15 protein-coding genes and 1 pseudogene are annotated in these 14,033 nt (G+C 60.2%); 12 read left to right on the top strand and 4 right to left on the bottom strand.

Going from position 1 to position 14,033, the window contains the following annotated elements; all coding sequences use genetic code 11:
• Positions 1-15 precede the first annotated feature (15 nt).
• Genes CKW24_RS12550 through CKW24_RS12560 form a run of 3 tightly spaced genes read left to right on the top strand, consistent with a single transcriptional unit; the run spans position 16 to position 3,714 of the window.
• On the top strand, positions 16-1,563 hold the full coding sequence (locus CKW24_RS12550; RefSeq protein ID WP_095168344.1) for an efflux transporter outer membrane subunit: 1,548 nt from the start codon (positions 16-18) through the stop codon (positions 1,561-1,563).
• On the top strand, positions 1,560-2,684 hold the full coding sequence (locus tag CKW24_RS12555; RefSeq protein ID WP_095168346.1) for an HlyD family secretion protein: 1,125 nt from the start codon (positions 1,560-1,562) through the stop codon (positions 2,682-2,684). The genes CKW24_RS12550 and CKW24_RS12555 overlap by 4 nt, the downstream gene beginning before the upstream one ends.
• A complete protein-coding gene (locus tag CKW24_RS12560) occupies positions 2,674-3,714 on the top strand; it encodes a DUF2955 domain-containing protein (protein ID WP_095168347.1) in 1,041 nt (346 codons plus the stop codon). Before CKW24_RS12555 ends, CKW24_RS12560 begins: the two co-directional genes overlap by 11 nt.
• Here the strand turns inward: CKW24_RS12560 and CKW24_RS12565 are convergent.
• Positions 3,689-3,961 carry a hypothetical protein gene (locus tag CKW24_RS12565; RefSeq protein ID WP_143501186.1) on the bottom strand — a complete coding sequence of 91 codons (273 nt, stop codon included), beginning with the start codon at positions 3,959-3,961 and terminating at the stop codon, positions 3,689-3,691. The genes CKW24_RS12560 and CKW24_RS12565 overlap by 26 nt on opposite strands.
• A gap of 905 nt (positions 3,962-4,866) precedes the next feature.
• On the opposite strand from CKW24_RS12565, the gene CKW24_RS28385 reads away from it, so the two are divergent.
• Positions 4,867-5,106 carry a hypothetical protein gene (locus CKW24_RS28385; protein ID WP_256585458.1) on the top strand — a complete coding sequence of 80 codons (240 nt, stop codon included), beginning with the start codon at positions 4,867-4,869 and terminating at the stop codon, positions 5,104-5,106.
• Here the strand turns inward: CKW24_RS28385 and CKW24_RS28170 are convergent.
• Positions 5,087-5,662: a hypothetical protein gene (locus CKW24_RS28170; protein ID WP_159987287.1), complete on the bottom strand. Its 576-nt coding sequence runs from the start codon at positions 5,660-5,662 to the stop codon at positions 5,087-5,089. The genes CKW24_RS28385 and CKW24_RS28170 overlap by 20 nt on opposite strands.
• Before the next feature lie 27 nt (positions 5,663-5,689).
• Between CKW24_RS28170 and CKW24_RS28390 the strand changes: the two are divergent.
• A pseudogene (locus CKW24_RS28390) lies at positions 5,690-5,836 on the top strand (nucleoid-associated protein); the annotation flags it as partial.
• 41 nt (positions 5,837-5,877) lie between these two features.
• Here CKW24_RS28390 and CKW24_RS12585 read toward each other — a convergent pair.
• On the bottom strand, positions 5,878-6,177 hold the full coding sequence (locus tag CKW24_RS12585) for a hypothetical protein (protein ID WP_095168353.1): 300 nt from the start codon (positions 6,175-6,177) through the stop codon (positions 5,878-5,880).
• Positions 6,178-6,276: 99 nt separating this feature from the next.
• Between CKW24_RS12585 and CKW24_RS28175 the strand changes: the two genes are divergently transcribed.
• The 4 genes from CKW24_RS28175 to CKW24_RS12600 all read left to right on the top strand — a co-directional run bounded on the left by CKW24_RS28175 (position 6,277) and on the right by CKW24_RS12600 (position 10,643).
• Positions 6,277-6,426, top strand: a complete 150-nt coding sequence (locus tag CKW24_RS28175) for a hypothetical protein (RefSeq protein ID WP_159987289.1) — start codon at positions 6,277-6,279, stop codon at positions 6,424-6,426.
• A gap of 443 nt (positions 6,427-6,869) precedes the next feature.
• The gene (locus CKW24_RS28180; RefSeq protein WP_159987290.1) at positions 6,870-7,055 is read left to right on the top strand and encodes a hypothetical protein; all 186 of its coding nucleotides are present in this window, start codon (positions 6,870-6,872) and stop codon (positions 7,053-7,055) included.
• A gap of 510 nt (positions 7,056-7,565) precedes the next feature.
• A complete protein-coding gene (locus CKW24_RS12595) occupies positions 7,566-9,155 on the top strand; it encodes an ABC-F family ATPase (RefSeq protein ID WP_095168355.1) in 1,590 nt (529 codons plus the stop codon).
• Positions 9,156-9,440: 285 nt separating this feature from the next.
• The gene (locus CKW24_RS12600; protein ID WP_095168357.1) at positions 9,441-10,643 is read left to right on the top strand and encodes an MFS transporter; all 1,203 of its coding nucleotides are present in this window, start codon (positions 9,441-9,443) and stop codon (positions 10,641-10,643) included.
• 3 nt (positions 10,644-10,646) lie between these two features.
• On the opposite strand, the gene pssA is transcribed toward CKW24_RS12600, so the two are convergent.
• The gene (gene pssA / locus CKW24_RS12605; RefSeq protein ID WP_095168358.1) at positions 10,647-11,990 is read right to left on the bottom strand and encodes a CDP-diacylglycerol--serine O-phosphatidyltransferase; all 1,344 of its coding nucleotides are present in this window, start codon (positions 11,988-11,990) and stop codon (positions 10,647-10,649) included.
• Between the two features lie 115 nt (positions 11,991-12,105).
• On the opposite strand from pssA, the gene CKW24_RS12610 reads away from it, so the two are divergent.
• The 3 genes from CKW24_RS12610 (at position 12,106) to CKW24_RS12620 (ending at position 14,002) form a co-directional block, all read left to right on the top strand.
• On the top strand, positions 12,106-12,684 hold the full coding sequence (locus CKW24_RS12610) for a TetR/AcrR family transcriptional regulator (protein ID WP_095168360.1): 579 nt from the start codon (positions 12,106-12,108) through the stop codon (positions 12,682-12,684).
• A 40-nt stretch (positions 12,685-12,724) separates the two neighbouring features.
• The gene (locus CKW24_RS12615) at positions 12,725-13,204 is read left to right on the top strand and encodes a nuclear transport factor 2 family protein (RefSeq protein WP_095168362.1); all 480 of its coding nucleotides are present in this window, start codon (positions 12,725-12,727) and stop codon (positions 13,202-13,204) included.
• A 180-nt stretch (positions 13,205-13,384) separates the two neighbouring features.
• On the top strand, positions 13,385-14,002 hold the full coding sequence (locus tag CKW24_RS12620; RefSeq protein WP_159987292.1) for a DUF3313 domain-containing protein: 618 nt from the start codon (positions 13,385-13,387) through the stop codon (positions 14,000-14,002).
• Positions 14,003-14,033 lie beyond the last annotated feature (31 nt).

Here is a 14,033-nt window from a genome sequence, read left to right on the forward strand (position 1 = left end):
GGGCGGGTGCACTGCATGCTTAAATCCTGCCATCCAGGGCACCTGTTGCTGGTTGCGCTGCTCGGTCTCGGCGGCTGCGTGCGCCTGGGCCCCGACTTCCAGAGTCCGGCGCAGCCCTGGACACGGCAGTGGAACAGCGCCGCCCTCGAACAGGCCAGCCAACGCGGCGACAATCCGGACCTGCGCCAGTGGTGGCGGGTGTTCAACGACCCGCTGCTCGACCGCTTGATTGCCGCTGCCGATGCCCACAACTCAAGCCTGCAGATCGCCGGCTTGCGGGTCATGGAGGCCCGCGCGCAACTGGGCATCGCGCAAGCCGGGCTCTATCCGCAAGTGCAGCAGGCCAGCGCCGACAGCCTCTACGTGAACCGTAGCCAGGCCGGCGGCAAAAACCCGCAGAGCAGTAACTTCTGGCAGTACAGTGCTGGCTTCGATGTCGGCTGGGAGTTGGACTTCTGGGGCCGTTTCAGTCGCGCCATCGAGTCCTCGGATGCCAGCTACTTCGCCGCCCAGGCCAACTATGAGGATGTCCTGGTGCTGCTGCGCGCCCAGGTCGCCGATACCTACTTCGCCCTGCGCACCACCGAAGCACGGCTACGCGTGGCACGGGAAAACAGCACCCAGCAGAAGCGCAGTTTCGAGATCACCGAAAAGCTCTTCAACAGCGGCCAGACCGCCGAGCTTGACGTGCAACAAGCCAAGACCCAGTACCTGGGAACCCTGAGCAACATCCCCAGCCTGGAAGATCAGGCGGCACGCACCCGCAACGCCCTGGCCGTATTGATCGGGCAACCGCCGGGGGCGCTGCCGCAACTGAGCCTGAATACTGGCCTGATACCGCTGGTGGACCGCGCCGTGCTGCAGGACGTGCCCGCCGAACTGCTGCTGCGCCGCCCCGACGTGCGGGCCGCGGAGCTGAATGTCGCGGCGCAGTCGGCACTGATCGGTGTGGCCGAATCCGACCTGTATCCGTCCCTGAGCCTGCTGGGCAGCATCGTCTGGTCAGCCAATTCTCTGGGCGGCACCTCCAATAACCTGGACCTGGTCGGTGGCCCCAGCTTGCGCTGGAACATCTTCGATTACGGGCAGATCCACAACAACGTGCGGGTGCAGGATGCTCGCTTGCAGCAACTGATCGAAGCCTACCGCGACAAGGTCCGCCAGGCGGCGCGCGAAGCCGACGATGCCGCCACCGGATTGACCAAGGCCCTGGAGCGCGAGCGCATCCTGCGCGAGGCGGCATTTGCCGCCGAACGTTCGCTGGTGCTGGCCAACGCCCAATACCGCGAGGGCTACTCGGACTTCCAGCGGGTCCTCGATGCGCAGAGCGCGCTGCTGGCGCAACAGGACAATTACCTGCTCAGCCGCAGCACCGCCGTCAGCAACCTGATTGCCCTGTACCGGGCCCTGGGAGGTGGCTGGTACAGCGCCCAGGCGAAAATCGATGCAGCTACGCGCCAGCAAATGGAACAACGCACCGACTGGGGCGACCTGCTGCAGGAACCCGCCAGCCCGCCACCCGCCCCAGTCCCGGCTCCCGCTCCCCAAGGTGATCAACGATGAGTGACGTCCCGCCGCCCGCCGCCAAGGCTCCCGAACCTGCCGCCGAACCGGTGAACAAAAGCCTCAAGTGGGTTGTGCTGCTCATCGTCCTGAGCCTGGCCTGGTACCTGCTGGCGGACCGCTTCACGCCCTACACCCAGCAGGCGCGCGTGGGCGCCTTTGTCATCCCGGTGGCGTCCGAGGTAGCGGGTCGGGTGATCAAGGTCAATGTGCGCAACAACCAGGACGTCAAGGCCGGGGACGTGCTGTTCGAAGTCGATCCGCAGCCCTACCAGATTGCCGTCGACCGGGCCCGTGCCGACCTTGAGTCGACCCGCCGGCAGATCGGCGCCAGCACCGCCGGGATTGCCGCAGCGCAAGCCAACCTGCGCGCGGCCCAGGCCAACGAGCTCAAGACCCGTCAGGACAACCAGCGCCTGGAAGGTTTGTACCGGGAAGACCGCGGGACCATTTCCGTGCGCTTGCTGGAAGTCTCCCGCGCCAACCACGCCCAGGCGGTCAGCCAGGTAGCGGCCGCCCGCGCCGAAGTCCAGCGCGCTCGTGAGCAGGAAGGCGGCAGCGAACAGGACAACGCCTTGTTGCGCAGCGCCGCCACCGCGCTGTCGAAAGCCGAACTGGACCTGGCCAATACCCAGGTGCATGCACGCTCGGCGGGCCTGATCACCGACTTGCGTACCGATACCGGGCAGTTTGCGGCTACCGGTACCCCGGTCATGACCCTGATCGCCATCCACGATGTGTGGATCAGTGCCGACATGACCGAGAACAACCTCGGCCTGGTCAAGACCGACACCGAGGTATCCATCGTCCTCGACGCCCTGCCCGGCGAGGTTTTCAGCGGCCACGTGCGCAGCGTCGGCTACGGCGTCAGCGTCGGCCAACCGACCTCCCCCGGCGCCCTGCCTACTGTGCAGAACAGCCGCGATTGGCTACGCCCGGCGCAACGTTTCCCGGTGATCATCGAGTTTTCCGCCGAGTCCCTGGCCAGCCTGCGCGACGGCCGTGGAATACGCGCCGGTGGCCAGGCAGAAGTCATGGCGTTCCCCACCGCTGGCAACCCGCTCAATCCCCTTGGCCGCTTGTTCCTTGGGTTGATGAGCTGGCTGTCGTATGCCTACTGAGCGCTCGCCACAGGCCCAGCGCGCGCTGCGCCTGGCCTGCGGTACGGCGCTGTGCCTGACGGTCAGCTTCGGCCTGGCGCTGCCGATTCCCTTCATGGCACCGGTGCTGGCCCTGATGCTGCTGGTGTCTCTCAACCAACCGCTGTCGTTCAAGGCCGGCCTGGGCCTGATCCTGGTCGCCCTGTTCACCACCGGTATCGGCCTGCTGCTGATCCCCATGCTGCGCTACTACCCGGCCAGCGGCGTACTGCTGATCGCGTTGGCGCTGTTTGTGGTGTTTCGCATGGGTTTGCGTGGCGCCAATGGCCTGGTGGTGACCTTTCTGATTATCGGCCTGACCCTGATCTCCGCTGCCGGCGTCGCCGACTTCGGCCTGGCGGTAACGGTGATCGAGGCGCTGGGCAAGGGCCTGTTCCTCGCGATGCTGTCGGTAGGCGTGAGCCACTGGCTGTTTCCCGACCCTGGTAACGCGCCCTCCCCCCCGCCAGCCCCGGCCCTCAGCCCAGCAGAGATTACCCGGGTTGCCCTGCGCGCCACGTTGATCGTGCTGCCGACTTTTGTCCTGGTGCTGCTTGACCCGGCCAGCTACTTGCCGATCGTCCTCAAGGCCGTCAGCCTGGGGCAACAGAGCTCCACCACCGGAACCCGCCACGCCGGGCGTGAACTGATCGGCTCGACCCTGCTCGGTGGCCTGCTGGCGATATTGTTCTGGTGTGGACTGAGCCTGTTTGTGCACCTTTGGATGTTTTTCCTGTGGACCCTGCTGTTCACCTTGCTGGTGGCGCGCAAGCTCTACCGCCTGCGCCCGACCGCACAAAGCCCGGGCTTCTGGCTAAACACCCTGGTGACCATGATCATCCTGCTCGGTCAATCGGTACAAGACAGCGCCGCCGGCAAGGACGTCTACACCGCATTCGCGATCCGCATGGGGCTGTTTATCCTGGTGACCCTCTATGCCTGCCTGATGGTCCACCTGCTGGATCAACGCCGACGCAACGCCCCGCTCAACCCTCCTGCTCTTGCAAAATAGAGGCGTTGTCGCTGATCGCACTGCAACTGCCCGCCTCCAGGCAATGGGTGATGTAGATGACTTGTTTGCCGCAACCGCGCACACCGATGGTGTACTCCGTGCGTTGACTGGAATAGGGAATAAAGCTGATCTTGCTGGTGATCACCGCCGAAGTGACGTTTTCACAATTGATTTCGTACTGCGCGCGTTTAGTCGCGGTCAGGAGGGCCGACTCTTTACTGGTAGCCAGCGCCTCTTTATCACTCATGCACCCGCCCAGGCTGACCATTAGGAACGAGGCAAGCAAACACGCAGCGGGGGCGACTCGACGCTTCATGGAAATACCTTCCAGCTCAGTTGACGGTACTCAAGGGGCGCAAGTTTCTGACAACTTGCACAGATAAGTAGGTGTATTGCACAAGGGGATTTCAATCAGGGTGCAGCACAGGAATTCGCCCGTTCCCTGGCTCCAACCTTGAGCCTGTAAACCCTTACCGGGCGAATGAACACAGCTTAGGGCTGCGTACTGAACAGTTCTTTAGGAGGATTCTTAATTTGCCGGTTGTTTACAAAGCTGTGCGCAATCCCAGGCGCTTATCGATCAACCCGGCCACTGCAGATCGATAGCCTGGTTAGAGTGGCGGGTTGTCGATGAAGTGGACTGCACGGTATAGGAGATACATGAATGAGAATACCTCGCATTTTGGCAATGTCAGACCGTGCTCGTACAAGCAAAGGGTTCAGGTCCTACGGTAAAGCGCCCATAGAGATCAACCAGAATGGCTGACACCTGCTCTGGAGGTATTTCTGGCGCAATGATCAGTACGCCTGTCTTGGCGCAGGTAGCAAGCAGCCCATCAAGGTCCGAGCGGACACGGACGAGATCAAGAACCCACTCAACTCTGGCCTAGCAATCCATGCTTGGTAAAGAGCCAGAGTTGGGTAGGTGATCGAACTTTATCAGGTTGGATCCAATCCTGCATTTGTACTTGTTGCCTGACGCGGTACTAGAAAATTGCCTTGGGGGGAAGTGACGGAGCGCACAAAAACTGGCGAGGATCGTTTTGTTCTGCTCAACGAGCGAGCATTACACGCGAGAAACGGATGCATTACGACGAGAAGGAGTTACGGCACCGGTGCAGGATCGACACCTGACAGAAGCTTGAAGAACTGATGTCCTGGAACGGCTTCACAGAAATGAACGAGGCGCTGCAGAACTTGATTCTGAATGCGCATGCGCTTGGGCCGAACCCCTCATTCCAAGCGATGGAAAGGCCGCACCACGAAGCACCGATAAGTGAAAACCTGGCGCGAATGTTTCGGACCCAGAGCTTGACCGAACTGACGCGTGATCTCGGCGATGAGATCGCCCCCCCAAACTTGACGTTTGGAACTATTGAGTTTTCTGGATAGCTTGTGAAGGAAGCTTGTACACATATCTCGGATAGTAAAGGCATTCAGCCTTGGCGGTAATAGCCGCCTTGTACCTGGCGCTAGGGCCATTCGACTCCATCATCGCGATGACCATCTGCTCTTTAACTTTGATGCTGATACCGTTCATTATTTCAGCGTCCGACGCCCCACTAAACCCTGCGTCATCGATTGTTCTTGTGGCCATATTTGCCGCACCCCCTATCCCACTAAAGGCGGCAATCCATGGCGCATTCGCAGCCGCATTAGCGCTGACTAGTGCTGGCGCTACAACCGAACCAGCGACAAGTCCACCAAGTGATATCCAAAGGTTTTTTTTCGATCTCTTCTCTACCAATAGGCTCTTTGAACCTATTACTTCGCTGCATACTGAGTTTGCATCCTCAATAGCAGCCTGAATAACCGACTCGGCAATGACTGCATCCGCCTTACCAGGCTGGGTTTGCGAGACTGCGGCCCGTTGGCTGTCACTAAGAGTTGTCGTACCACAACCAGTGATAATTATGGACATCATCGCAACAGCTGTTGTTTTTATCACGTATCGAGTCCTATCGCTGAAATCGGATTCACCGGCCGGGCCGAGGAGATGTCGCTCAGCTTCGAAGCACATCTACTGGGCGACAAAATCAAGTTTGACGAGGAAGGCGGGACGCTGACACTACGCGGGCTAACCACTCAGCTCACACATCAGCTGAAGCGCGCGGCAGCCTGACCCTGTCTATACCCACTAAGGTCGTAGGCGAGTCATCATTTTCATGATGGCAACTCTTTGACTTGGCAAACACCATTCGCCTTGCCCTTGCCGGTGTACGAAACACTCGCAGAACCATCGGGATTCACCATCAATGAGATGGTGACGTTACTGCCCTTGGCCTCGAAATAAGTCTCACTGAATTTTTTCAGACTGGCCTCTTTACCGTTGATATAGATTGGCCCCCCCTCATCGGCGTGTACCTCAATGTTTCCTGGGCAGGTTGCGTTAACTAGCGGAATTCCCGCATTCGCAGTCCCCGCAGTCAATACAACCAAGGCGCCAAGCAGTAATCGCTTCATTGAAATACTCCGTCAGTAGCAAAAGTGTCGAGATAGTAGAAATAACCCACCTCAACGAATCACGCCAGCCGGCGAAGCAATCGGCTGCCTGGAGCAATTATGAATCCCTACCTGATCACCGGCCCGGCCCAGATCGGCATCAGTAGTGGCCGCGCTAGCGGGCACATGGTCTACAAGATCCTCGAAGCCCACGGCGGATCCTTGCAGAAGAGTGGCGCGACATCAACAGGACGGACCAGATGCGGCTGATCGGCCTGATCAAAGCTCCCAGAAAACGAAAGCACCCGAAATAACTGGAACCAGATTTGGAAAAGCTACATGTCTGCGCTCCAACCACCATCGCGTTTGCTCAACATCAAAGTGCCTGCCCTGTTGAATCGCGATGAGGCTTCCAGATACTCCGTAATGACCGCAATCAGGGCATCTGACTTCTGTCCCATCCAGGCCAGATTCGACTTTTGTTGCGTCAATACCGCAAACCAAACAATCCATAGCTCCCTCCTTTGTGATAGCTCACCCAACTCCGGCCAAGCAATCCGTGCTTGGTAAAGAGCCAGAGTTGGGCGAGCAGTTGAATTTTATGTGTGTGAATCCCTCCTCGTATTTAGGCCTATTCCTAAATTAGTCCAGGATTTCTACCTAACTCCCTGACCCACTTCAAAGTCAGTTGCTCTAGCGGCAAGGACGAGGTCATGCCTGAAGAAATTGCCGCAACCTTGCGCGAGCGGATCATCAAGTACATGGGAAAAACCAAACGGCGTTCTCGGCTGGATTCCCACTTGGTGGTTCAAGGTTCACACCTGCGTCACCTCACCGCCCTACTTCGGGCTCCGCGATTACGACGTCGATGCATCAGCATGACAACAGCGATGCGCTGAGCATTGAGAAAAGGACTGCCCACGTCTGCCACGGGATTGACTTGGGGGAAGTGGTGGAGCGCACAAAAACTGGCGGGGATCGCTTGGTTCTGCTCGACGAACGAGCATTGCACGCTCTGGCATTCGCCAAAAATAGGCAAACCGTCGGAAAAAACCGCCAGGAAGGGTCCTTGAAGCGCCTTGTTTTTTCCCGCCATCAAACAACAGCGGGCACCTGGGACAGACGCCTGCACCACGCGCACCGGGCAGATCGGCCACGAAACACTGCGATCACGATACAGACCGCCATACAACTGTCGTCACGTCTATGCGACAATATGCGTTATGTCTGGCATGAACCCCGCATTCATTTCCCAGCAACTCGGCCAACACCTGCCGATGTTGCTGTCTACTTATGCGCGATGGATCAACTCACGCTCAGGCTGGAGTGCAGCGAAACATACTCCAGATGGGTCAGAAATTGCTCCCGGCTGCAAAATGCGCAACCTAAGCTATTGAAAGGTAAAGTAATTGATCTCCACAGCAAATATCACGATGCAGTTCGGCGCCAAGCCGTTGTTCGAGAACGTCTCGGTCAAATTTGGTGCAGGTAACCGCTACGGCCTGATCGGCGCCAACGGTTGCGGCAAGTCGACCTTCATGAAAATCCTCGGCGGCGACCTCGACCCGTCCGGCGGTCAGGTCATGCTCGAGCCGAACGTGCGTCTGGGTAAATTGCGCCAGGACCAGTTCGCCTACGAAGAATTCAGCGTGATCGACACCGTGATCATGGGTCACGAAGAGCTGTGGAAGGTCAAGGCCGAGCGCGATCGCATCTACTCGCTGCCGGAAATGACCGAAGAAGACGGCATGGCCGTTGCCGAGCTGGAAACCGAGTTCGCCGAGATGGACGGTTACACCGCCGAATCCCGTGCGGGTGAACTGCTGCTGGGCCTGGGTATTGGCATCGAACAACACTTCGGCCCGATGAGCGAAGTCTCGCCAGGCTGGAAACTGCGTGTGCTGCTGGCCCAGGCGCTGTTCTCCGATCCGGAAGTGCTGCTGCTCGACGAACCAACCAACCACCTGGACATCAACACCATTCGCTGGCTGGAAAACATCCTGACCCAGCGTTCGAGCCTGATGATCATCATCTCTCACGACCGTCACTTCCTGAACAGCGTCTGCACCCACATGGCTGACCTGGACTACGGCGAGTTGCGCCTGTTCCCGGGCAACTATGACGAGTACATGACCGTGGCGACCCAGTCCCGCGAGCAACTGCTCTCGGACAACGCCAAGAAAAAGGCGCAGATCTCGGAACTGCAATCGTTCGTCAGCCGCTTCTCGGCCAACGCCTCGAAAGCCAAGCAGGCCACCTCCCGTGCCAAGGCGATCGACAAGATCCAACTGGCCGAGGTCAAGCCTTCGAGCCGCGTCAGCCCGTTCATCCGCTTCGAGCAGACCAAAAAGCTGCACCGCCAGGCGGTCATCGTCGAGCGTATGGCCAAAGGCTTCGACGGCAAACCGCTGTTCAAGGACTTCAGCTTCCAGGTTGAAGCCGGCGAGCGCGTCGCGATCATCGGCCCTAACGGTATCGGCAAAACCACCCTGCTGCGCACCCTGGTCAACGAGTTGAGCCCGGATGCCGGTAGCGTGAAATGGACCGACGCCGCGGAAATCGGCTATTACGCCCAGGACCATGCGTCGGACTTCGAAGACGAATCCAACCTGTTCGACTGGATGGGTCGCTGGACCACCGGTGGCGAGCAACTGGTACGCGGCACCCTGGGCCGCATGCTGTTCTCCAACGATGAGATCCTCAAGTCGGTCAAGGTCATCTCCGGTGGTGAGCAAGGTCGCATGCTGTTCGGCAAGCTGATCCTGCAAAAGCCAAACGTGCTGGTCATGGACGAACCGACCAACCACTTGGACATGGAATCCATCGAAGCGCTGAACCTGGCGCTGGAGAACTACCCGGGCACGCTGATCTTCGTCAGCCACGACCGTGAATTCGTATCGTCCCTGGCCACTCGCATCATCGAGCTGAGCCCAAGCGGCGTGACCGACTTCAGCGGCACCTACGACGACTACCTGCGCAGCCAAGGCGTGGTGTTCTAAGGTCAGCTGTCAGTTTCAAGTGAAACGCTACAAGTAAAAGCCCTGTCCTGGTGACGGGGCTTTTTTATTTCTTTTGTCCCGAAGTGCGAGGGCCTGCGAGGCCGCTACGGGGGATTGGGGTACTCCCGAGATCCAGGATGAGTCAGAGGCCGCCATCGCGGGCGAGCCCGCTCCCACATCTAATCAGCCATCACCACAGCAACGGATTTTCACTCCGACCTATGTCGATCGTGAGCATTTGGCTACCATCACCCACGCTCTCGACTTTCACGGATGATGTTGCCCATGACCACGCCCACCGCCAGTGCCGATACCGCACTGACGCACAGTACTTTTGACTTGCGCCCGCTACTGGTCGCCAACATGGCCTGCACCATGGCGATGATGGCTTTTGTTTCGCTGATCGGCCCGATCTCCCGGGTGCTGGGCATGGCCACCTGGCAAGCCGGGGCTGCGGTGACGGTGTCCGGAGTGCTGTGGATGATCCTTGCCCGACCCTGGGGCGAGTACAGCGACCGCCGTGGACGCCGGCATATCCTGTTGCTCGGCGTCGGCGGTTTCACCCTCGCCTACTGGGCGCTCTGCGTGTTCATCGACCTCTCCCTGCAATGGCTGCCGTCGGCCCTGGTGGGGTTTATCGGGATCATGCTCGGACGCGGGATCATTGGCGTGTTCTACGCGGCGATTCCGGTGGGTTGCAACGCCTTGATCGCCGACAACCTCGAACCCCGTCTTCGCGCTCCCGCCATGGCCTCACTGGGCGCCGCCAACGCCTGTGGCCTGGTCATCGGCCCGGCGATTGCTGCCCTGCTGTCGCGCTATAGCCTGAGCCTGCCGTTCTACGCCATGGCCCTGCTGCCGTTGCTGGCGTTCCTGGTGCTGCGGTTCAAGCTCAAGGGCCAGGAGCTGCACCTCAAGCAAGCCCCGCGCAGCGTACGCCTCAACGATCCACGCCTGCGCCGGCCAATGGCCGTGGCCTTCGTGGCCATGCTCTGTGTGTCGATCGCCCAGATCACTGTCGGCTTCTACGCCATCGACCGCCTGGGCATGGGCCCGGCCGAAGCGGCGCAAACCGCCGGCATCGCCCTGACCATGGTCGGCCTGGCGCTGATTTGTGCGCAGTTGATCGTGCGCAAACTGGATTGGTCGCCGCAGCGCCTGATTCGCATCGGCGCGCTGATTGCAGCGTGCGGCTATGCCGGCAGCATGTTGGCCGACACGGCCTGGGGCCTGTGGTTGTGCTTTTTTGTCTCTGCGGCGGGCATGGGCTGGATCTTCCCGTCCTTCGCCGCCCTGGCCGCCAATGCCGTGGAGGCCGGCGAACAAGGCGCCACGGCCGGCAGCATCGGTGCCGCCCAGGGTTTTGGCGTGGTCATCGGGCCCTTGGCCGGGACCCTGATCTATGCCCTGGAACCGCGCCTGCCCTACCTCTGCGCTGCAGCCCTGTTGGTGCTGGTGGCGGTGTGGCCGTCGCGCAAGCCGCGCTGAGCCTCAGAGGATGCGATAAAGCAGACGCTCGATCCGTACCCGGCTGACCCGACGCAGAAACTTGCTGACGTCCGGCGGGTACTCCAGCAGCGTCTCCAGTTGCTGATAACGCTCGATACGGCTGGTATTGCGGAAAATCTGCGCCAGCTCGCGACGACGGGGCTCCTGCAGCTCGGCCTTGGGATCATCGATCAACAAGGCGTTTTCCAGGTCCAGGCGAAATGCCCGCGGGTTGAGGTTGTTGCCGGTCAACAGGGTGTAGCGCTCGTCGACCCACATGCCCTTGAGGTGATAGGTGTTGTCACCGTCACGCCACAGGTGCAGGTTCAACAGCCCACTGTCGATCACCCGCTGGTGTCGCTTGGCGAAGCGCCGCAGGCTGATCTCGTAGAGATATGGCAGCGCCGCGATGACCCGGAATGGCTCGCTTGGCGGGATATAGAAGTCGTTGGCGGTCTTGTCGCCGACCACGATATCGACTTTCACCCCACGGGCCAGGGCCCGGTTGATCTCGCGGGTGACCGGCAAGGGCAGGTTGAAGTACGGCGTGCAAATGGTCAGTTGTTGTTGGGCACTGGCAATCAGTTCGCAAATCACCCGGTTCAGCGGGTTGTTCTTGCCCACTCCCAGCAGCGGACTCACCGACAGGCCACCCTTGACCACCTCACCCGCGGCGGTGTCGTAGGCCGCATGCTTGAGGCGGCTGCGCAGATCGCCAATGTCGTGGCGCAGGCTACGGGTGCTCGGCAGGTTCGGCAGGTCCAGGCGGTGCACCGCCTTGGAGGTGATCAGCCCGTGCTGCACCAGGTGTTGCATGGAGTCGGCCAGCGCGCGGTTGCGCAGCAGGTGATAACGATCAAAGCGGTACTTGTCGAACTTGTGCAAGTAAACGTTGTTCAGGCTGGCGCCGCTGTAGATCACACAGTCATCGATCACGAAGCCCTTGAGGTGCAACACCCCGAACAACTCGCGGGTCTGGACCGGGACGCCATACACCGGCACTTCGCTGGCGTGGTCGCGGGTCATCTGCTGGTACCAGGCCGAGTTGCCCGGCTGTTTACCTGCACCGATCAGGCCGCGCTGGGCCCGCAGCCAGTCCACCACAACCACCACATCGAGTTCCGGACGTGCGGCTTTGGCGGCGTGCAGGGCATCGAGGATTTCCTGGCCGGCTTCATCCTGTTGCAGGTACAGCGCGACAATGTAGATGCGCCGGGTCGCCTGGGCGATCTGCTCCAGCAGGCAACGACGGAACTCGGCAGCGCCATCAAGGATGGTGACCGCATCGGCGGTCAGCGGGAAACTGCGCAGTTTTGGCAGCAGGGAACGTTTGAAAAGCGACGGCATAGGGCTCGCAAATGGGTCGAATCCGAAGAACCCACGAGCTTACACCATGTCCGAAAAAATAGACATTTCGAATCTAGCATTGACCAAGGAGAATGATCGTTCTACTCTTTGCTACATGAACTCAATCACTAGTAACGACACCCGCGATATTATCCTCGACGTCACCGAAAAGTTAATCTACCGAAGTGGCATTGCCGCCACGGGCATGGACTTGCTGGTGAAAACCGCCGGGGTCTCGCGCAAGAGCATCTATCGCTACTTCGCCAACAAGGACGAGTTGATCGTTGCCGCCCTGCAGCGTCGCGATCAGCGCTGGATGCACTGGTTCACCAGCCAGGTGGACCAGGCCCCGACTGCTGGCGAGCGCCTGCTCAAGCTGTTCGACGTGCTCAAGGCCTGGTTCGCCAGCGAAGGCTTTCGCGGCTGCGCATTCATCAACACCAGTGGCGAGACCGGCGATCCCCAGGACCCGGTGCGCCAGGTCGCCAAAGCGCATAAAGACAAGCTGCTCGACTACCTGCACACCCTGTGTCTCGACCATGCCGTACAGGACCCGCACGCACTGGCCAGGCAGTTGCTGATCCTGATCGATGGCGCCATTACCGTCGCCCTGGTGACGGGTGATCAGAGTGCCGCTGATACTGCGCAAGACATGGTGCGCAAGCTGTTACAGCTCGAATGCGTCAATCCGTAGACACCTGCTGTTTTTACCCCAACCTGCCCGGAGCCACTTTATGTCCTCTGCTGCCGAAGTTCGTCCGCCCTTGCCTCCCTTCACCCGCGAGTCGGCCATGCACAAGGTGCGCCTGGCCGAAGACGGCTGGAACTCCCGCGACCCACAGCGGGTGTCGCTGGCCTATACCCTGGACACCCAATGGCGCAACCGCGCCGAGTTCATCAACGACCGCGAGCAAGCCAGGGTTTTCCTCACCCGCAAATGGGCCCGGGAGCTGGATTACCGGTTGATCAAGGAGCTCTGGGCGTTCAGCGATAACCGCATCGCCGTGCGGTATGCCTACGAATGGCACGACGACTCGGGCAACTGGTACCGCTCCTACGGCAATGAAAACTGGGAGTTCGATGAACAGGGCCTGATGGCCAAGCGGTATGCCTGCATCAACGACCTGCCGATCGAGGAGCACCAGCGTCTGTTCCATTGGCCCCTGGGCCGGCGGCCGGACGACCATCCCGGGCTGTCTGAGCTGGGCCTGTAGAGCTTGAGCTTAAGCCGCCTGGGGTAGCGCTTTCGGGCCTCGCAGTTTTCGGATAGCGCCACCCCCGGGCGCCCTGCACCATGCGCGGCTCATTCGCCACAGCCCATGGGTAATCCAGTGATACGCCTCTTTCGCCTGCTTCCAGTGGTCCTGCTCCTCGCCGTGACCGGTTGTACGACAATGCCCGACGCTGACACACGCCATTCCGGATTCCTCAACGACTACGCAAGGCTGAGCAAGGATCCGCAATGGCCCAAGAGCGAAATGTGGGTCAAGCCTGGCCTTGAAATAAACCAGGCCTACCAGAAACGGGTCTACCTGGAGCCGCCGCGCTTTTACTTCACCGGCAAGGACCTCTCGCGCAGCCCGGCGGACACCACCGCCATGCTCAAATACCTGAACCAGGCGCTGCAGCATCAGTTCCTGACGGCAGGCTACGAAGTAACCCGTCGCCCGGAACCCCATGCGCTGATGCTGCGCACCGCCATCACCGGCACCGAACGCACCCCGCGTGACCTGTCGATTCCCGAATACCTGCCAATCGGGTTTGTCATCGGCGGCGCCATGTACCTGACTGGCACCCGGGATGAAAGCCTGCGCATCTTCTTTGAAAGCGAAATGCGCGACGCCCAGACTGGCGAACTTCTGGCTCAATCCGTCAGCGCCACCACTGGCAAGCAAATCTCGCCATCGGACGCCACCAAGGTCGAGGACACCTACCCCGCCCTCGATGCCTGGGCCAAACAATTGCGCGAGCGCGCTGACCTGGCCTTCGCCAAACAAACCACCACCGACTGATCCGACACCTGGCAACAGTCCCCTGGTTGGC

This window comes from Pseudomonas sp. Irchel 3H3 (assembly GCF_900187635.1).
Classification (GTDB): domain Bacteria; phylum Pseudomonadota; class Gammaproteobacteria; order Pseudomonadales; family Pseudomonadaceae; genus Aquipseudomonas.